The organism is Arthrobacter sp. PAMC25564 (assembly GCF_004798705.1).
Classification (GTDB): domain Bacteria; phylum Actinomycetota; class Actinomycetes; order Actinomycetales; family Micrococcaceae; genus Arthrobacter.
Genome location: NZ_CP039290.1, coordinates 640,086 through 657,097 on the forward strand (window position 1 = coordinate 640,086; position 17,012 = coordinate 657,097).

The 17,012-nt window shown below is 65.8% G+C and carries 20 protein-coding genes and 2 pseudogenes; 9 read left to right on the forward strand and 13 right to left on the reverse strand.

The genetic code is table 11. The features are described 5' to 3' along the window. Positions 1 to 25 precede the first annotated feature (25 nt). From E5206_RS02920 to E5206_RS02950, 6 genes and pseudogenes are all read right to left on the reverse strand, one after another. The gene (locus E5206_RS02920; protein ID WP_136321187.1) at positions 26 to 460 is read right to left on the reverse strand and encodes a low molecular weight phosphatase family protein; all 435 of its coding nucleotides are present in this window, start codon (positions 458 to 460) and stop codon (positions 26 to 28) included. After that, positions 457 to 1,119: an arsenate reductase ArsC gene (locus E5206_RS02925; protein ID WP_136321188.1), complete on the reverse strand. Its 663-nt coding sequence runs from the start codon at positions 1,117 to 1,119 to the stop codon at positions 457 to 459. The genes E5206_RS02920 and E5206_RS02925 overlap by 4 nt, the downstream gene beginning before the upstream one ends. Beyond that, positions 1,116 to 2,353: pseudogene (locus E5206_RS02930) on the reverse strand (NAD(P)-binding domain-containing protein). Before E5206_RS02930 ends, E5206_RS02925 begins: the two are co-directional and overlap by 4 nt. 114 nt (positions 2,354 to 2,467) lie before the next feature. Beyond that, a complete protein-coding gene (gene trxB / locus E5206_RS02935; protein WP_136323927.1) occupies positions 2,468 to 3,430 on the reverse strand; it encodes a thioredoxin-disulfide reductase in 963 nt (320 codons plus the stop codon). Between the two features lie 154 nt (positions 3,431 to 3,584). Then, a complete protein-coding gene (locus E5206_RS02945) occupies positions 3,585 to 4,007 on the reverse strand; it encodes an arsenate reductase ArsC (protein WP_136321189.1) in 423 nt (140 codons plus the stop codon). A 233-nt stretch (positions 4,008 to 4,240) separates the two neighbouring features. Continuing rightward, positions 4,241 to 4,915, reverse strand: coding sequence for a helix-turn-helix domain-containing protein (locus E5206_RS02950; protein ID WP_136321190.1), 675 nt, complete (start codon positions 4,913 to 4,915; stop codon positions 4,241 to 4,243). 45 nt (positions 4,916 to 4,960) lie between these two features. Here E5206_RS02950 and E5206_RS02955 point away from each other — a divergent pair, with 45 nt between their 5' ends. The 4 genes from E5206_RS02955 to E5206_RS02970 all read left to right on the forward strand — a co-directional run bounded on the left by E5206_RS02955 (position 4,961) and on the right by E5206_RS02970 (position 6,949). Then, positions 4,961 to 5,701, forward strand: coding sequence for an MIP/aquaporin family protein (locus tag E5206_RS02955; protein ID WP_136321191.1), 741 nt, complete (start codon positions 4,961 to 4,963; stop codon positions 5,699 to 5,701). A 66-nt stretch (positions 5,702 to 5,767) separates the two neighbouring features. Then, complete coding sequence (locus E5206_RS02960) at positions 5,768 to 6,118, forward strand: metalloregulator ArsR/SmtB family transcription factor (protein ID WP_136321192.1); 351 nt, start codon at positions 5,768 to 5,770, stop codon at positions 6,116 to 6,118. Between the two features lie 35 nt (positions 6,119 to 6,153). Continuing rightward, positions 6,154 to 6,639, forward strand: a complete 486-nt coding sequence (locus E5206_RS02965) for a GNAT family N-acetyltransferase (protein ID WP_136321193.1) — start codon at positions 6,154 to 6,156, stop codon at positions 6,637 to 6,639. Between the two features lie 76 nt (positions 6,640 to 6,715). Then, positions 6,716 to 6,949 carry a hypothetical protein gene (locus E5206_RS02970; protein WP_136321194.1) on the forward strand — a complete coding sequence of 78 codons (234 nt, stop codon included), beginning with the start codon at positions 6,716 to 6,718 and terminating at the stop codon, positions 6,947 to 6,949. 53 nt (positions 6,950 to 7,002) lie between these two features. Here E5206_RS02970 and arsA read toward each other — a convergent pair whose 3' ends face one another. Together arsA and arsD are read right to left on the reverse strand one after the other, a co-directional pair. After that, on the reverse strand, positions 7,003 to 8,766 hold the full coding sequence (gene arsA, locus E5206_RS02975; protein ID WP_136321195.1) for an arsenical pump-driving ATPase: 1,764 nt from the start codon (positions 8,764 to 8,766) through the stop codon (positions 7,003 to 7,005). Positions 8,767 to 8,774: 8 nt separating this feature from the next. Continuing rightward, a complete protein-coding gene (gene arsD, locus E5206_RS02980) occupies positions 8,775 to 9,170 on the reverse strand; it encodes an arsenite efflux transporter metallochaperone ArsD (protein WP_136321196.1) in 396 nt (131 codons plus the stop codon). A gap of 225 nt (positions 9,171 to 9,395) precedes the next feature. Between arsD and E5206_RS02985 the strand changes: the two are divergent. Continuing rightward, a pseudogene (locus E5206_RS02985) lies at positions 9,396 to 9,653 on the forward strand (3-oxoadipyl-CoA thiolase); the annotation flags it as partial. 134 nt (positions 9,654 to 9,787) lie between these two features. Here the strand turns inward: E5206_RS02985 and E5206_RS02990 are convergent. Genes E5206_RS02990 through E5206_RS02995 form a run of 3 tightly spaced genes read right to left on the reverse strand, consistent with a single transcriptional unit; the run spans position 9,788 to position 11,319 of the window. Continuing rightward, on the reverse strand, positions 9,788 to 10,429 hold the full coding sequence (locus E5206_RS02990; RefSeq protein WP_136321197.1) for an aminodeoxychorismate/anthranilate synthase component II: 642 nt from the start codon (positions 10,427 to 10,429) through the stop codon (positions 9,788 to 9,790). Positions 10,430 to 10,440: 11 nt separating this feature from the next. Further along, a complete protein-coding gene (locus E5206_RS19160; RefSeq protein ID WP_168709253.1) occupies positions 10,441 to 10,596 on the reverse strand; it encodes a hypothetical protein in 156 nt (51 codons plus the stop codon). A 3-nt stretch (positions 10,597 to 10,599) separates the two neighbouring features. After that, positions 10,600 to 11,319 carry a class E sortase gene (locus E5206_RS02995; protein ID WP_136323928.1) on the reverse strand — a complete coding sequence of 240 codons (720 nt, stop codon included), beginning with the start codon at positions 11,317 to 11,319 and terminating at the stop codon, positions 10,600 to 10,602. A 243-nt stretch (positions 11,320 to 11,562) separates the two neighbouring features. Between E5206_RS02995 and E5206_RS03000 the strand changes: the two genes are divergently transcribed. Both E5206_RS03000 and E5206_RS03005 read left to right on the forward strand, forming a co-directional pair. After that, on the forward strand, positions 11,563 to 11,817 hold the full coding sequence (locus E5206_RS03000; protein WP_136321198.1) for a cell division protein CrgA: 255 nt from the start codon (positions 11,563 to 11,565) through the stop codon (positions 11,815 to 11,817). Positions 11,818 to 11,946: 129 nt separating this feature from the next. Then, positions 11,947 to 12,552: a DNA-3-methyladenine glycosylase I gene (locus tag E5206_RS03005; protein WP_136321199.1), complete on the forward strand. Its 606-nt coding sequence runs from the start codon at positions 11,947 to 11,949 to the stop codon at positions 12,550 to 12,552. Between the two features lie 967 nt (positions 12,553 to 13,519). Here the strand turns inward: E5206_RS03005 and E5206_RS03010 are convergent. After that, positions 13,520 to 14,383 (reverse strand): rhomboid family intramembrane serine protease, encoded by an 864-nt coding sequence (locus E5206_RS03010; protein WP_136321200.1) that lies wholly within the window; start codon positions 14,381 to 14,383, stop codon positions 13,520 to 13,522. 9 nt (positions 14,384 to 14,392) lie between these two features. After that, positions 14,393 to 14,938 (reverse strand): peptidylprolyl isomerase, encoded by a 546-nt coding sequence (locus E5206_RS03015; protein ID WP_136321201.1) that lies wholly within the window; start codon positions 14,936 to 14,938, stop codon positions 14,393 to 14,395. A 155-nt stretch (positions 14,939 to 15,093) separates the two neighbouring features. On the opposite strand from E5206_RS03015, the gene E5206_RS03020 reads away from it, so the two are divergent. Together E5206_RS03020 and E5206_RS03025 are read left to right on the forward strand one after the other, a co-directional pair. Continuing rightward, positions 15,094 to 16,035, forward strand: coding sequence for a hypothetical protein (locus E5206_RS03020; protein WP_136321202.1), 942 nt, complete (start codon positions 15,094 to 15,096; stop codon positions 16,033 to 16,035). A gap of 98 nt (positions 16,036 to 16,133) precedes the next feature. Continuing rightward, complete coding sequence (locus E5206_RS03025; protein WP_136321203.1) at positions 16,134 to 17,009, forward strand: glycosyltransferase family 2 protein; 876 nt, start codon at positions 16,134 to 16,136, stop codon at positions 17,007 to 17,009. Positions 17,010 to 17,012 lie beyond the last annotated feature (3 nt).

A 17,012-nucleotide genomic window follows, 5' to 3' on the forward strand; every position in this document is an offset into this window, starting at 1 on the left:
CAAACGCCAGAACGGCGGGCATGGTCTAGTTCCCGGCGAGCTCCACGTAGAGCTTCTGGACCCGGGCCTTGATGTCATCCCGGACCAGGCGCATGCGTTCCATGCCTTCGATGCCGCGCTCGGAGGGTTCGTCGGTCTCCCATATCTCGAATCGTTTTCCCATCCGGGGTTCGACTTTCGCTTCGGTCCCGAGAATGACCACCACGTCGACCGCGTTCAGTACTTCGTCGGTAACGGGCTTGGGATGTTCGCCGGTGATGTCGATACCGAGGTCGGTCAAGGACTCCACTGCCTGGGGATTGAGGGATTGGCCAGGTTTGGTGCCGGCGGAGTAGACCGTGACGGCCCCGCCGGCGAGCTGGTTCATCAGTCCGGCGGCGAGCTGCGATTTCCCGCCGTTCTTGCTGCAGACGAAGAGCACGGCCGGGGTCTTCGATATGCCCGTGGTTTGCTGGGTCATGGGAGCGTTGTTTCCTTCGTGAGCAGGGAGGAGACCAGTGTCTTGACCTTGGTGTGGATCTGGTCCCGGATCTCCCGGACCGTTTCGAGGCTTTGTCCCGACGGGTCCATCAGGTCCCAGTCCTCGTAGCGCTTGCCGGGGTAGATCGGGCAGGAATCCCCGCAGCCCATGGTGATGACCACGTCAGAGGCGCGAACGACGTCGTCGGTGAGGGGCTTGGGGTATTCCTTGGACAGATCCAATCCCATTTCGGACATCACGGTCATGACGGCCGGGTCGAGCTGGGCGGCCGGCAAGGATCCGGCGGACCGGACCCGGATCCGGCCCTTGGCCTCGACGTTCAGGAGTGCCGCGGCCATCTGGGAGCGTCCGGCGTTCTGCACGCAGACGAACAACACCTCCGGGACGTCGCTGGTGACGGCACCCTTGGACTTGGCCAGGGCATGGAGGCGGTCGTTGGCGAAATGCTCTGTGGTGGCGGGCAGGAAGGCCTTGATCTTCGCGGTCCGAGCCAGCGCCGTGTAGGACTCGAAGACGTAGCGTTCGACGGTCTCTGCGGCGAACACGCCGGAGAACCGGTCGGCCAGGCGGGCACTGATCCGGTGCAGGAGTTCGGTGTTGTCCTGCAGGCCCAGGCCGTATTCAGGGTGGTCAGTCATGTCAGCACTCCAATGGTGGGTTCCTTGACGGATGATGTCTGGTTGCAGACGCCGGTTTCGGGGAGTTCGAGCTGGACGGTGTCGGCCGCTTCCTGGTCCCCGGCCAGGGCCGCGGCGACGGAGCGGACCTGTTCGTAGCCGGTGGCGAGCAGGAAGGTCGGGGCCCGGCCGTAGGACTTCATGCCGACGATGTAGAAGTCCTGCTCGGGGTGGGCCAGCAGCCTGGCGCCGTGGGGTTCGACCGTGCCGCAGGAGTGGAATTTGGGGTCGATCAGCGGGCCGAGGTCGCTAGGTGCCTCGACGGCTGGATCCAGTTCGAGCCGGAGTTCGCGGAGGATGCCCAGGTCGGGACGGAAGCCGGTGGCAGGGACCACGACGTCGGCCTCGAGGGTACGGCCGTCCGTAGAGGTCAAGGTGACGGTGCCGTCGGGCGCTGCGACGGCGGCGATCCCGAAGCCGGTGTGCAGTTCGATGGTACCGGCCTCGACCAGTCGGCGCAGGCGGGAGCCGAGCCGGCTGCGGAGGCCCCGCGGATCGCCCACACGATCTTCGTCCCGGACGCCTCGGCTGCGAGCTCGGAGAGGCTGATCAGGGTGTTGGCGGCCGAGTGGCCGGCGCCCACCACGAGCGCCGTGCGGCCCTCGAACGTCTTGCGGTCGTGGCCCAGGACGTCCGGCAGCGGTGCGGAAATCCTGTCAGCGGCGGCGGCCTCGCCGAGGGCGGGCAGGCCGGAGGTGCCGAGCGGATTGCGCGTGGACCAGGTGCCGGACGCGTCGATGACGGCGGCGGCCTGGTAGTCGCGGACTTCTCCGTCGGTGTGTTCGACCCGGACCACGAAGGGTGTGGTGTTGCGGTCGCGGCTGTGGGTTTTGTCCATGCCCTGCCGGGTCACTGCCACGACGCGGGCGCCGGTAGTCAGGCGGGACGCGATCGCCGGCAGTGCGGCGAGTGGGGTGAGGTACTGGTCGATGAGTTCGCCGCCGGTGGGCAGCACCGTCGGTTCCGGTGATTCCCAGCCCGTCCCGGCGAGCAGGCGGACGGCGGCCGCGTCGGTGTTGTACCGCCACGGGGAGAAGAGCCGGATGTGGCGCCACTGTTCGATGGCGGCTCCCGCCGTCGAACCGGTCTCCAGGATCAGCGGTTCGATGCCGCGTTCGATCAGGTGCGCTGCGGCGGCGAGGCCGACGGGGCCGGCTCCGATGACAGCTACGGGAAGGTTGTTGAGTACAGCCATGGTGTCCTCTGTTTCATCCGGTGGGGTGACGGTTCGGTGCCCAACTAGGTGTCATTTAAGGCCCCTTTGAGGGCTCAAAACGACCCCTGCTGCTACCGAGTTGGGCAGGCCGGGTCAGCCGTGGGTGGGGGCTTCGACCAGGGCGGTGGCGATGCTGTCGGCGTCGTCCAGCGCGGCGAGGTAGCGTTCGGCGTCCAGTGCGGCGGCGCATCCGGTGCCGGCGGCCGTGATCGCCTGGCGGTAGCGGTGGTCCACGGCATCCCCGCAGGCAAAGACGCCGGAGAGGTTGGTGACCGTGGCGGGGACGTCCACCCTGATGTAGCCCTCGGCGTCGAGGTCCACCTGGCCGTGCAGCAGTTCGGTGCGCGGCACGTGGCCGATCGCGACGAAGATGCCGGTGGCGGCCTGCTCCCGGGTTTCGCCCGTGCGGGTGTCCTGCAGCGTCACGCCGGTGACCTTGCCATCGCCGTGGATCGCCGTGACCGCGGAGTTCCAGGCGAAGCTGATCTTGGGATTGTCCTTGGCCCGCTGGGCCATGATCCGGGAGGCCCGGAGCTCACCCTTGCGCACCACGACGGTGACGGACTTCCCGAAGCGGGTCAGGAACGTCGCTTCCTCCATCGCGGAGTCCCCGCCGCCGACGACGATGATGTCCTGGTCGCGGAAGAAGAAGCCGTCGCAGGTGGCGCACCAGGAGACACCATGTCCGCTGAACTTCTTCTCCTCGGGCAGCCCGAGTTCCTTGTAGGCGGAGCCGGTGGCGAGGATGACGGCGGGCGCCTCGTGGGTCTCGCCGGCTGCGGTAACCATGCGCTTGAGGTGCCCGGTCAGCGTGACCTCCGTGACGTCGTCGAACACCACCCGCGCGCCGAATTTCTCGGCCTGCTGCTGGAGCCCGTCCATCAGCTCGGGTCCCTGGACACCGCCCGGGAAGCCGGGGAAGTTTTCCACCTCGGTGGTGTTCATCAGGGCGCCGCCGGCGGTGACGGCTCCGGCGATCACGAGGGGTGCCAGGCCTGCACGGGCGGCGTAGATCGCCGCGGTGTAGCCGGCGGGGCCGGATCCGATGATGATCAGCTGTTCAGTGTTGCCGGGTTCAGTGTTGCCGGGTTCAGTGTTGCCGGGTTCAGTGTTGCCGGGTTCAGTGTTGCCGGGTTCAGTGTTGCCGGGTTCAGTGTTGCCGGTTTCAGCGCTCACGGTCGTGCTCCTTGGCGGTTGGTGGCCGGGCCGGTCACTTGGCGGCGGGAGTCAGGGATGCGATGAGGTCCTCGATGCGGGCCTTGATGTCGTCGCGGATCGGGCGGACGGCGTCCACGCCCTGGCCGGCGGGGTCTTCGAGTTCCCAGTCCTCGTAACGCTTGCCCGGGAAGATCGGGCAGGCATCGCCGCAGCCCATCGTGATGACTACATCGGATTCCTTCACGGCCTCGGTGGTGAGGACCTTGGGGATCTCGGCGGACATGTCGATGCCCAGTTCGGCCATGGCCGCCACGGCGGCCGGGTTGACCTTGTCCGCGGGCTGGGAGCCGGCGGAGCGGACCTCGATCCGCCCCTCGCCGAGGGTGGTGAGGAACGCGGCTGCCATCTGGGAGCGGCCGGCGTTGTGGACGCAGACGAAGAGGACGGAGGGCTTCTTGGCGTTTTCGGTGCTCACGGGGTTTCTCCTGGAATCAGTGGGTTGACGGATCTGTTTGAGGTCTTCGTGTCCGCCGCTGCAGCGCTCAGTTGAACATTGATACCGATCGATACTGAGAGTATCGGACTATAAATTGATGATTGTCAATATTTGCGGGATACAGCCTTCGTCATCCCGGCCCGCTCCGGATGAAGCCTGGCAAAATTCCCCGTCTCTGCAGCGGTAAGGAGCGGGCGGGCCGTGTCGGCCGGTCAGGCAGCAAGCACGCGCGGTGCAAGGTCATTGATGCGGTGGGCGATGTCATTGAAGGCCTTGTCGAAGGCTTCCTCGGTGCCCAGTCGCAGCGGATCCGGCACCGACCAGTGCACTCCGCCCAATCCCACCAGCTCCTCATGGGCGTTGTCGCACACGGTCACGACGAAGTCCCCCTCCCCGGCCACCTGGTCCAGCCTGCGCGGAGGAAGGTCTGCAAGGTCCACGCCGTGACGGCGGGCGACCTCGATGGCGCCCCGGGCGATGCGCTCCGCGGGGTGTGTTCCCGCCGACGTGGACGGGATTTCGCTGACCTGCTGCCAGAGCGCGGCGGCCAGCTGGGACCGTGCACTGTTTTTTGTGCAGACGAACAGGACACGGCGGGCCCCGTGTTCAGCCCCCGGCACCAGTCCCTCCAGGGCGCCGGCTGCAAGCCGCAGATAGCTGCGGCGCCTGTCGGCTTCAGAGCGGTGGCGGGTTGCCAGCCCCGCCACTTCCAGCACGCGCAGGTGGTGGGACACCAGGTTCGACGGCATCTCCAGTTCGGCCTGCAGTTCGGTCGGGGAGAAGTCCCCCAGGGTCAGCAGGTCAACGATGCGCAGCCGCGCAGGATCGGCGAGGGCCGCGTGCTTGGCCACCCTCGCCCGAAATCCGTCAATTGTCTCAATACTCATTGGTTCAATTTTGACTGAGTTAACTCTTTCGGTCAAGCTGGTGCCATGACTTCCAACCAACCGCCGCTATGGCGTCGTGCTATCGCTGAACTGCTCGGCACCGGCTTGCTCGTGACCATCGTCGTCGGCTCCGGGATCGCCGCGCAGCAGCTCTCCCCGGGTGACGTTGGCCTGCAGTTGCTGCAGAACAGCACCGCCACGGTCCTGGGCCTGACGGTGCTGATTCTGGTACTCGGGCCCGTGAGCGGCGCACATTTTAATCCGGTGGTCTCCCTCACCGACTGGATCCTGGGCCGACGCAGCGGCTCCGGGCTCACCCTGCCCGAGCTTGGCACCTATGTGGTTGCCCAGACCGTGGGTGCGGTCAGTGGCAGCGTGCTCGCGAACGCCATGTTTGAGGTGGGCACCTCCATCTCCGCCAGGGAGCGCGCAACCACGGGGCATCTGCTCGGTGAGGTTGTCGCGACCGCCGGGCTCATCCTGCTGATCTTCGCCCTGGCCGCCACCTCCCGCGGCGTCCTCGCCGCGCCGGCGGTGGGCGCCTACATCGGAGCCGCGTACTGGTTCACGTCCTCGACATCGTTCGCGAACCCGGCCGTGACAGTCGGCCGCATTTTCAGTGACACCTTCGCCGGCATCGCACCGGCTTCCGTTCCCGGCTTCGTCGTGGCGCAGCTGATCGGCGCGGCAGTAGGCCTTGGCCTCCTCCTCGTCCTGTTCCCGTCTGCGGCCCGCGCCGCGGACGACGTCGTTCTCCCGCACAGTTCCCAGACGGCCCGCTCATAGCATTCGCCGGCCCAAGGCCTTTCGCTTCAACATTGATGATTGTCAATATCCGGGCATAATGGGTATATGAACTCGCTGCCTATCCTCGAGCCGGCCACGGATGAAGCCTGCTGCACCCCGGCAGGAATGCCTGCCCTGGGCGCCGAGGAGGCGAAGCAGAAAGCCCTGGTCTTCAAGGCTCTGGCCGATCCGAACCGTCTGCGGCTGCTCTCCATCGTCAAGGCGGAAGCCTCTGGTGAATCCTGCGTGTGCGACCTGACCGAACCGCTGGATCTGGGCCAGCCCACGGTCTCCCACCACCTGAAGATCCTGGTCGACGCGGGACTGCTGCACCGCGAAAAGCGCGGTACGTGGGCCTATTACTCCCTGGTTCCCGGCGCCCTGGAACAGACGGCCGGACTCCTGGCCACCCTGTGAGTCACAGTTCGGCGTCCGACGGCATTGTCCGGCCGATGCAGGAATCAGATTGGTCCGAGGTCCAACGGATCTACCGCGAGGGAATCGCGACCGGGCAGGCAACCTTCGAGGCCGGTGCGCCGGACTGGCGCCGTTTCGACGATTCGAGGCTCACCGCCCACCGCCTGGTGGCGCAGGCGCCCACCGGCCGGATTCTTGGCTGGGCAGCTGTCTCTGCCGTTTCCGCCCGCCCGGTGTACTCCGGCGTCGTCGAACACTCCATCTACGTTTCCGAGGCAGCCCGCGGCCGGCGGATAGGGTCAGTCCTCCTCCGGTCCCTGATCGCCTCGACGGAAGAAGACGGCATTTGGACCATCCAGGCCAGCATCTTTCCTGAGAACGAGCCGAGCTTGAAGCTGCACCTCGCACACGGTTTCAGGGTTGTAGGGCGACGGGAAAAGATTGCCCGGATGCCCCACGGCCCTGCTGCCGGCCAATGGCGGGACACCGTCCTGATCGAGCGGCGGACCCCGGCCTTTTAGTTCTTCTGCAACGCCCACGACGGCGACAAAGTAGCCCTATGGACCTGGCAACAGGACCGCAAGCAAGGAGGACACCATGAACACCGAGGCTCCCACCACCGAGGACCGGTTGCGCGCGATGCTGGACAACATCAGGGCGGCAACCGCCAACACGCGCCAGACGATGGACTCACCCGGCGACGAGAACTGGGTCCAGGACGGCGAGTCTGATGCCGAGTACCTGCGGTCGATCCAGCGCGACACGATTGCCAGGCTGGATGCCACCGCCCGGGACATCGAATCAATCCTGGCCCAGCGCCTGGGCGGCTAGCCAGACGGGCCACAGCCCCCGCCGCCCAGGGGGCGGCGGGGGCCGGATCCGCGTCAGGCAGGCTGGGAGCTGAGGGCGGTCAGTGCCGATAGCTTCTCTTCACCGACGGGTTCGTCGGGCAGCAGCGGTATGAGGGCTACCCTGTCCGTCAGGGTGTGCACCTTCGTGATCTGTTCGATTTCGCTCCCGGCGCGGGCCCGCAGGAACGGCGTCCGCGGGTGTGCGGCGGCGATCGAGTTGTTGATGACCCAGGCCCACGGGTGGATCCCGGCCCGTTCCAGGTCACTCTTCAGCTCTTCGGCTTCCAGCACGGGTGTCGTTTCGGCCAGCGTGACGAGGACAACCTTCGTCTGCGCCGGGTCCTGCAGCCGCATGAGCGGTGTCACGAACCCCATCGTGTCGCCGACCTGGCGGGAGATCTCCCGGTGGTACGAACCCGTGGCGTCCAGGAGCAACAGGGTGTGGCCGGTCGGTGCCGTGTCAATCACCACGAAGTGCCGGCGGGATTCCTGGACCACCCTGGAGAACTGCCGGAACACGGCCACCTCGTCGGTGCACGGGGACATCAGGTCCTCAGCCAGGGCCGAGCGTCCTGCATCGTCCAGGCTCCGGCCCTTGGTCTCCATTACATGGCTTCGATATTCCTGGATCGCCGCTTCCGGATCGATGCGTGAAACTGTCAGGCCCGGGATGGAACCGTGCAGTGTCTCGGTGAGGTGCGCGGCGGGATCAGTCGTGGTCAGGTGGACCGCATGCCCCCGTTTGGCCAGGGCAGCCGCGATGGCGGCAGCGACGGTGGTCTTGCCGACGCCGCCCTTGCCCATGCACATCACGAGGCCGTGGCCGTCGAGTTCCACTTCATCCACAAGTGCCGCCAGCGGGGCGTCCTCAACCTCGGGGACCAGTGCTGCGTCAGCCGTGATGTCGGCGGCGGAAGTGGCCACGAACAGGGACTCAAGTGCGGGAATGCCGACCATGTTGCCCGGTTTCAGATCCAGGACATCGCGTGGAAGACCGGCGACCGTCTCGGGAATGGCAGCGATGGCCGCAGCCTCCCGGGCGCGCAGGGCCTGCGCCAGTTCCTCCTCACCGGCGGCTTCCGGCAGGACGCCGTTGACGACGACGTAACCGCCTCCGATGCCGATCTGGTTGAGTTCCAGATACGTCCGCTCAATCTCACTCAGTGACGAGGTCTGGGCCCGGCTGACCAGGACAAGCCTGGTCCGGGCCGGGTCCGTGAGGGCCTGGACGGCTTTGGCGTACACCTGCTTGTGCTTCTCGAGCCCTGACAGGGGGCCGAGGCAGGACGGATCCCCCTTGCCCGTCTCGAGGAAGCCGGTCCACGAGCCAGGCAGCTGCAGCAGACGGATCGTGTGGCCGGTCGGGGCGGTATCGAAGACGATGTGCTCATACTCCCCGTAGGCCGTGTCGTCCGCGAGCAGGTTGGTGAACTCATCGAAGGAGGCGATCTCCGTGGTGCAGGACCCTGAAAGGCTCTCGGCGATGCCGGCCAGTTCAGCCTCGGGCAGGAGACCACGAACCGGCGCGATGATCCGTTCCCGGTAGGCCTCGGCAGCCTGTTCCGGATCGATTTCCAGCGCGGAAAGACCCGGCGCATCCTGGATCGGAGTGACGGTGTTCCCGATGGTCACGCCGAAGACCTGCCCGACATTGGACGCAGGGTCGGTGCTGACCAGCAAAACCTTTCCACCGGCCTTCGCAAGGGTGAGCGCTGCCGCACACGCCACGGAGGTCTTGCCCACACCACCCTTGCCGGTGAAGAACAGGAACCGGGGCGTGTTCTCGAGGAACTTCACGCCGGAACCTAGCAGCAGCTCGTCGAGCCGCCGCAGCAGCCGGCGGACTGCTTTTCGGTGAGGCCCAGCTCCGGGCGCGACGTCGGCTCCTCCGCAGCTTCACCGAGTCCGGCGAAAGTCAGCAACTGCTCCCTGTTCGGGTAGGTGCCGGTGGCGACCGTGACGCCGTCGACGATAGTGAGTGGAAGGCCTTTGGAGCCGACCAGGTGCATGAACCCACGAACCGTCTCGTCCTCCGCGAAAGCGGTCGGTTCGCTGGCCAGGTTGTGGCGGGCGATGTCGGCACCGAGGCCCTGGAGGTGCCGCACATCCGCGGTCACGTCCACCAAGGACTGGTCCACGTCGGGGCCGCAGACGCCGGTGTCGCAGCAGAGGGCGGATTCGTAGATTCGGATAACAGGCATGCGGTTCTCCTTGGCTTCATGGTGGTTCGATCCGATACCGAAACACGGAGCCCCATTCATCCAGGCCGTCGTCCCGGGAGGACGTGACCAGCATGGTGCGACTCTCCCCTGAGTATATCGATAATCGTCGATCAATAAAGGCATGACCCTGGCAGTTCATGGAGTAGTCGTAGGACCCTTTGCCGGAATTCCGTCCGAGCTCGCCGCGCTCCACCATGCCACGGAGGCATCAGCTGGGATGAAGTCGGCGCCGTCGAACTGAACGAGGCCTTCGCCGCGCAGTCCCTGGCCTGCATCAGCGCCTGGGGCATCGACCCGGGGATCGTGAACCGGCACGGCGGCGCGTTCGCCATGGGCCACCCGCTCGGCGCCTCCGGCGGCCGCCTCCTGGGCACCCTGGCCCGCACCCTGCAGGCCACCGGCCAACGCTGGGGCGTCGCCGCGATCTGCATCGGCGTCGGCCAGGGCCTCGCCGTCGTCCTCGGAACGTCACAGCCGCCGGCCGCGGCCGATGCGCATGCCCTGACCGCCGATGGTTTCCGCCGCATCCACCGCCCGCCCCTCAAGTCCCCATGGGCGAGCGGCGGATGGCACAGCCCACGCCGGTGTCCGGCGGGTCAGTGCTTGATCAGCGGGCTCAATGCCGAGGCCCGCTGCGCGGCGCCCTCCATACCCAAGGACTCCAGCCAGTTCCCCAGCATCTGGTAACCGCCCTCGGTGAGCACGGATTCAGGGTGGAACTGGACGCCGCAGAGCGGCGCGGTGCGGTGCTGCAGCCCCATGACGACGCCGGTAGCCGTTTCGGCGGTGATTTCCAGGACCTCAGGGATACTCTCCCTGACGGCCGCCAGGGAGTGGTAGCGGGTGGCCGTGATCGGAGAGGGAAGACCGGCGAACACGCTGGTTCCGCTGTGCTCCACGAGTGAGGTCTTGCCGTGCATAAGCTCCGGGGCGTGCGTCACCGTTCCGCCGTAGGCCTCCGCCAGCGCCTGGTGGCCGAGGCACACGCCCAGCATGGGCTTGTTGTTGTTGCCGCACCACTTGATCAGTTCGATGCAGACCCCCGCGGCGGCGGGCGTTCCCGGCCCGGGCGAGATGAGCACGCCGTCGCGCGCCTCCGCCAACTCGATGGCCTCCGCCAGGGTGACGTCGTCGTTCCGGACCACGGTCGTTTCCGCGCCGAGTTCCTGGAGGTAACCCACCAGGGTGTAGACAAAGCTGTCGTAGTTGTCTACGACGAGGATCTTGGTTGTGCTCATGGGTGCCTTGCTTAATTAATCGTCGAATCGGTGAACTGGGTGAATTGTGCCATCCAGGGGAAAAGGAACTGAACCATCAATACCAGCCCGCCCGCCAGCAGCACCAGCGATGTGACAATGCGCAGCCACAGGGGACCGGGAAGATGGCGGAAGATCCAGCCGTACATGGCTCAGCCCTGCCCGGTGGTGCGGGCCACTTGGGCGGAGATCTCCGGCGGCGGCCCCGCCGATGCGGGTTGCCACCGTTCCAGCAGCGAGTACGCGATAATGCGTTCCTGGGAGCCGAAGCGCGGGTTGCAGCTGGTCATCGTGAGGTAACTTTCCTTCGGTGTTGCCGCCGGCTGGGTCGGGACCGGCAGCAGCACATCCGTTCGGGAGGGCAGAACGATCTCGCTGTTCCGGAATTCGTAGACGTAGTAGCCGTCCTTCGTCTGGACGTAGATCCTGTCCCCGGGCACCAGGGAATCAATGTTATCCAGCACGGCGCCGTGCGTCTGCCGGTGCCCGGCCACCGCGAAATTCCCCACCGCGCCGGGCATCGCCGTGCCCGCGTAGTGGCCGATGCCCAGCGAATCCAGCACGCCGGCAGTTGTTCCCTGGACGATGGGGCGCGTGTAGTCCGCACCGAAACGCGGGACATAGAGTATGCCGATCGTCCCGCCGGCGGCGGGTTCGGCAGCGACAGTGGCCGGGCCGTAGGCGGCGGAGGAGTCAGCGGAGGCGGCAGTCGACGGCGCCGCCGGCACGGTCTTCAGATCCTGCGCGAAGTCCTTGATGACGTCGCGCTGTTTGGCGTCGGATTCCACGTTGGTCCACCACAGCTGCCAGGCGACGAAGAGCAGCAGGATCACCCCTGCGGTGATAAGCAGCTCGCCGGCCACCTGGACCATGCGGGAAAGAACGCCGGCGCCGCGGGTTGGGGCGGCAGCGGACCTCTGCTTTGGCTGCGGCACCTTGGGTTCCCCTCCTGGACGGCGTTCGCGCTTGACGCCGGTGTGGCCTGAACTACAGCTAGAATTGGCTGCGAGTAAGAATCCCAAACTTGACCATGAGCGCGTTGGCCGCCGGCGTTTCCTTCCTGCAGGATATCAAGCCGCGGTGCCGCTCCTGGTTCCGCCCGCCAAGGAGGACCCGTGCCCGAGTCAAAGCCGCGAAAAAAGACCGCCGGCGTCGCACAGCAGACGTCCGCCGCACAGGCTTACAAACCCAACCCCGTATGGTTCAAGCCGGTTATGTTCGGCCTGATGATTATCGGCCTGCTGTGGATCATCACCTTCTACATCAGCGAAGGCACCCTCCCCGTCCAGGCCTGGGCATCGTGGAACATCGTCGCCGGGTTCGGCATCGCCATCGCGGGCTTCCTGATGACGACACGCTGGCGTTCCTGATCAAGCATCACGCTGTGGGAATTACCCTGAGGGGCCGGTACACACTGTGTACCGGCCCCTCGTTAATATCCCGTTCCCCCGGGCGATCGATAATTCCGGCAGCACCATACCCCCGAGGAAGGATTCCAGATGACCCCGGCCGCCAACGGCACCGTGATCGGCGACGATGGATTCGCGCGGCCCGTGTGGGCCGCCGTAGACCCGATGCTGCGCGAGTACTACGACACCGAATGGGGCCTGCCGGTCCGTGATGAGCAGGGCCTGTACGAACGCATCAGCCTCGAGGCCTTCCAGGCCGGGCTCTCCTGGGCAACGATCCTCCGGAAGCGGCCGGCCTTCCGGGCTGCATTCCACGACTTCCAGCCCGACATCGTCGCCGCCTACACCGAGGATGATGTCCAGCGGCTGCTGCAGGACGCCGGAATAGTCCGGAACCGGCTCAAGATCCGCGCCGCCATCACGAACGCCCAGGCCACCATCGCGCTCCGGTCCGACGGCGGCCTGGTTGATTTCGTGTGGCAGTTCAAGCCGGACACCACTCCCGAGCCCACGGCCCTCGACCACATCCCGACCACCTCGGCGGAGTCGATCGCGCTGTCAAAGGCGCTGCGGAAGCGCGGGTTCGCCTTTGTCGGCCCCACCACCATGTATGCCCTCATGGAAGCCATCGGCATGGTCGACACGCACCTCTTGGACAGCCACCGGCGCGGCAGCTCCGGCATCTGGCCGCGCTGAGGCGTCCGCCTTCCACGGCAGCACTGCCGTGCACAGCTGTGGGGAAGGTTATCCACAATGTTGATAACTTTCGTGGAAAATTCTGCTCGCACCCTGCCATCCTGCCGCCCTCGCGCCCTCGGAGGGCCGGGACCTTCCCCGGATGGCGACCGGATTAAACCCCTGAAAGTTATTAACAGTGTGGATTTCCTGTGGATAAGCGGCACCCTCGCCCAGGGATCGGCCAAGCCGCGCCCTCGACGTCCGACGGCGGACCCCTCCCCGGTTTCCTCTTCGCGCCGGCGCTCGATTTCCGCACGGTCAGGGAAGTTATCCACATAGCAACAAGAGACTACCCACAACTTATCCACAGATGGGGATAACCCGGACAGCTATGTGGTTCAAGGACCTCCGTAGCCCGGAAAACAGGGGTTTTCCGTCCGGCTCCTGCGGAGACGAAGTTATTAACAATGTGAATAACGCTGTTGAAATCCGGCATCACCTCCAACGGCCAGCCGCACCGAAGCCCCTGCCGTACCTAAGGACGTGTGGCCGAGGCCTCCCGCTCCACAAAGACATCCGTCCCACGGGCAAAGTTGTCCACTTAACCACAGGACAACCCACAGGACTTATCCACAATTGTGGAGAAAGGAATCGCCCCCGGAGAAAATCGCCAGCCCGGGCGGCCAGATCGGCCATCGTCTGTGAAATACAGTCGTGTAAGTTACCAACAATGTGGATAACCCCTGTGGAAAACCCTTAGGCCGACACCTTGGGATGCGCGTGGACGGGAGGACATATCCATTCCTCGCGCCCCGGACCGGGCATAACCGGAATATGTCCACGCGCCGGCCCCTGCATGGGACATGTCCGGATCGGAGGTTTCGCGGGCTGCTGGGCCGGCCAGGACAACCGCCTGCCCACCCGATCAGGCCGGGGCTTACCGTGCTGGGCGTCCACGGGGCACCGGGCACCGGGCACCGGTGTTCTAGGACGTGGCCATGCGGAAGGCCGATGCGGCAACCAGCAGCACGAGGACAAGGGCCAGGCCGCCGGTCTGCAGCAGGCTTTGCCGGCGGCCGCGGGGCGAGTAGGCGATGACGGCCGCGCTCAGGGCTCCCGTGACCAGGCCGCCGAGATGGGCCTGCCACGCAATCCCCGGGACCATGAAGCCGATGACACCGTTGATGGCGATCAGTACCCACAGCTGTCTCGTGTCGCCGCCGCGGCGGTTTTGTACCACCATCATGGCGCCGAAGAGGCCGAAGATTGCACCGGAGGCCCCGATGACTCCCACCGGACCGTCCACGGGATAAACCGGCGTCAGCAGCAGGAAGCCGACCGAGCCGCCGATGGCGGACAAGAGGTAGACGGCAAGGAATCGGACCCGGCCCAGCAGCGGCTCCAGCGCCTGGCCGAAGATCCACAGCATGTACATGTTCAGCACAATGTGCAGAACGAAGCCCTGCGAATGAAGGAAGGCCGAGGTGAGCATCCGCCAGGGCTCGATGTCCGTGAAGGCGGGGGCGTAGGCGAACTCCTGGTAGATCCCGTCATTGGGGATCAGCCACTGCAGGACGTAAACCAGGGCGCACAGCCCGATGATAAGGAACGTGACCAGGGGCTTGCCGGTGGCCACCGTGCCGCCGTAAACCGTCCTGGCCTGCGGCGTCATACGTTTTGTTTCGTTGACGCAGTCAACACACTGGAATCCGACGGCGGCCGCCCGCTGGCAGTCCGGGCAGGCCGGGCGCCCGCAACGCTGGCAGCGCACATAGGCGGGCCGGTCCGGGTGCCGAGGGCACACCGGAATCTCCGCGGACGGCTCGGCCGCCGGAATTCCGTAGCTCATGGACTGGGCTTAGAGCTTAACGACGTCAATGCTGTTGATGGTGACGTCCTCGACCGGACGGTCGCCCATGCCGGTGCGGACACCCTCGATGGCGTCAACGACCTTCTTGGAATCCTCGTCCGCCACCTCGCCGAAGATGCTGTGCTTTCCCTGCAGCCAGCCGGTGGGGATGGTGGTGATGAAGAACTGGGATCCGTTGGTGCCGCGGCCCATCTGGATGCCGGCGTTGGCCATGGCCAGCTTGTAGGGCTCGTTGAAGGTCAGCTCCGGGTGGATTTCGTCGTCGAACTTGTAGCCCGGTCCGCCCACACCGCGGCCCAGCGGGTCGCCGGCCTGGATCATGAAGTCCTTGATGATGCGGTGGAAGATGGTGCCGTTGTACAGCGGCGTTCCGGTCTTATCCTCGCCGGTTTCGGGGTGGGTCCAGGCCTTCTCGCCGGTGGCGAGTCCGACGAAGTTTTCGACGGTCTTGGGAGCGTGGTTGCCGAAGAGGTTGACGACGATGTCGCCGAGGCTCGTGTGGATGGTTGCTTTTGCAGTTGCGATGGCAGTCATAGGGCCCATTCTTCCATGGCGGGGCAAAGCACACAGGGCCGAACAGCCAGTTCCGCGCTGGGTGAAATCACCCCGAAATCCGCCTGAAGAATAGCCGGTCCGGTCCCGGACACGTAGGCTAACAGCAGAACCGTCACATTAATCGGGAGGTAGTTGTGAAGAAATCGGATCGTATTGCCCGTGACCTTGAGCAGTCGGTCAGCACCGGCGTTGAGAACGCCAAGGACTGGGCGGCACCGCGGGTCGAGGCAGCCGTTAACTGGGCCGTTCCGCGCCTTCAGCATGGCATCGATAGCGCTTCTCCCAAGATCCAGGAGGGGCTCAAATCGGCAGCCCACAACCTGGCTGACGGCGTCGCCACCGTAACCCCGCGCATCCAGGACGGCCTGGCCCAGCTGGCGCCGAAGATCCACGACGCCGTGGAGGTCGCCACTCCGCGGCTCCACGAGGCCCTGGACAAGGCGACGCCGGTGATCGCCCAGGCCCGCGACAGGGTCGTCGTCGAATACCTGCCGAGGCTTTCGGACCAGATCGGCCACGCCTCCGAGGCCGTGCACCGCACGCTGGAAGGCGCGCCCGCCCATGTGGATGCCGTCGCCCAGAAGCTCGTCGACTCCGGTGTGGTGCACAACATCCAGGAGCAGGCGCAGACCGCGGGCAAGCATCTCAGGGCTGCGGCCGACCAGGCCAGCAAGGCCGTGAGCGGGGAACTGTCCCAGCCGCAGAAGCCCAAGCACCGCGGTCTGCTGATCTTCGGCGTCATCGCCGCTGCGGTCGCCGCCGGTGTTGCCGCCTGGAAGGCATCCAAGCCGGTCGAGGATCCGTGGAAGACCCCGACGCCGGTAACGCCTGCACCGGTGCCGGCGACCGCTGTCAACGAGGCCACTGTCAACGAGGCCACGGATGACGCGGCCAAAGAGGTCCACGAGGTTGCTGACGCGGCCGGTTCCGCCGCCGTTGCCGCTGCCGACACCGCCGCGGAGGTCTCCGCCGATCTCGCCGGCTCCGTGACGGACGCCGCCGCCGGTGTGGCCGGTGTGGCCGAAGAGGCCACGGACGCCGCCGAGGAAGCCAAAGAAGACGGCACGTCCAAGTAGCTTCAACTGCGGGCCGCTTGCAGCCCGCAAAGGGAGGGATTCCGTCGTGGACGGGATCCCTCCCTTCTTGTTGCCCCGTTGATGCTAGATTTGAGGAGATGTCACCCGATAGATCCTCCGAGGATGCCTTGAACGTTGCCGTGACGCCACCGGCCGTCTCCATTGTCATCCCGGCGTACAACGAGGAAAGCGTCATCCGGCAGTGCCTGATCGCCGCCGTGTACCAGTCCGTCCCCGCGCACGAGATCATCGTGGTGGACAACATGTCCAAAGACCGCACAGCTGACATCGTGGTGCAGATGCAGCAGGAGTATCCGGAGAGCCGGATCATCCTGCTCAGCCAGGACCTGGCCCAGGGCCTCATCCCCACCCGGAATTTCGGCCTGGACCACGCCACCGGCGAAGTCCTGGGCCGGATCGACGCAGACTCTGTGCTGGAACCCGACTGGGTTGAACAGGTGCAAAAGGCCTTCGCGGATGGGTCCGTCCATGCGGCCACGGGACCGGTAGTCTACTACGACATGCCGATGCGCCGCTTCGGTCTCAAGGCCGATGACAAGATGCGCCAACTGATGCTCAAGCTCGCGAAACATCAGTATCACTTCCTCTTTGGGTCCAATATGGCCCTGCGCCGCTCCGCCTGGGAAATCATCCGTACCGAGACCTGCCGGGATGAAAAGGACGAGATGCATGAGGATATTGACCTATCCCTGCACCTGGCCGACCATGAGCTGCGCATCCAGTACTGGCCGCAGATGGTTTCCGGAATGTCCGCGCGCCGGCTCGAGGATTCGCCCCGCGACTACCGCTATTACGTGACGCGCTTCGACCGCACGTACAAGGCGCACAACGTCAAGAAAATGGCGCTCAAGGCGCCCATGGTCGTCTTCTTCTCGGTGTACTTCCCGGCGAAGCTGCTGCGGGCCATCCACACGGTCAATACTGCCCAGCCCGCACGCCGCGGCGGCCAGTAGCCG

What these genes read in the sequence shown, in the direction of transcription:
- E5206_RS02965 (WP_136321193.1), top strand. Translation starts at nt 6,154, where the DNA reads ATGCAGGAATCAGATTGGTCCGAGGTCCAACGGATCTACCGCGAGGGA.
- E5206_RS03005 (WP_136321199.1), top strand. Translation starts at nt 11,947, where the DNA reads ATGACCCCGGCCGCCAACGGCACCGTGATCGGCGACGATGGATTCGCG.
- E5206_RS02970 (WP_136321194.1), top strand. Translation starts at nt 6,716, where the DNA reads ATGAACACCGAGGCTCCCACCACCGAGGACCGGTTGCGCGCGATGCTG.
- E5206_RS02925 (WP_136321188.1), bottom strand. Translation starts at nt 1,119, where the DNA reads ATGACTGACCACCCTGAATACGGCCTGGGCCTGCAGGACAACACCGAA.
- E5206_RS02995 (WP_136323928.1), bottom strand. Translation starts at nt 11,319, where the DNA reads ATGGTCCAGGTGGCCGGCGAGCTGCTTATCACCGCAGGGGTGATCCTG.
- E5206_RS03015 (WP_136321201.1), bottom strand. Translation starts at nt 14,938, where the DNA reads ATGACTGCCATCGCAACTGCAAAAGCAACCATCCACACGAGCCTCGGC.
- E5206_RS03010 (WP_136321200.1), bottom strand. Translation starts at nt 14,383, where the DNA reads ATGAGCTACGGAATTCCGGCGGCCGAGCCGTCCGCGGAGATTCCGGTG.
- E5206_RS02955 (WP_136321191.1), top strand. Translation starts at nt 4,961, where the DNA reads ATGACTTCCAACCAACCGCCGCTATGGCGTCGTGCTATCGCTGAACTG.
- E5206_RS02920 (WP_136321187.1), bottom strand. Translation starts at nt 460, where the DNA reads ATGACCCAGCAAACCACGGGCATATCGAAGACCCCGGCCGTGCTCTTC.
- E5206_RS02950 (WP_136321190.1), bottom strand. Translation starts at nt 4,915, where the DNA reads ATGAGTATTGAGACAATTGACGGATTTCGGGCGAGGGTGGCCAAGCAC.
- arsD (WP_136321196.1), bottom strand. Translation starts at nt 9,170, where the DNA reads ATGCCTGTTATCCGAATCTACGAATCCGCCCTCTGCTGCGACACCGGC.
- E5206_RS19160 (WP_168709253.1), bottom strand. Translation starts at nt 10,596, where the DNA reads ATGTACGGCTGGATCTTCCGCCATCTTCCCGGTCCCCTGTGGCTGCGC.
- E5206_RS02990 (WP_136321197.1), bottom strand. Translation starts at nt 10,429, where the DNA reads ATGAGCACAACCAAGATCCTCGTCGTAGACAACTACGACAGCTTTGTC.
- E5206_RS03025 (WP_136321203.1), top strand. Translation starts at nt 16,134, where the DNA reads ATGTCACCCGATAGATCCTCCGAGGATGCCTTGAACGTTGCCGTGACG.
- E5206_RS02960 (WP_136321192.1), top strand. Translation starts at nt 5,768, where the DNA reads ATGAACTCGCTGCCTATCCTCGAGCCGGCCACGGATGAAGCCTGCTGC.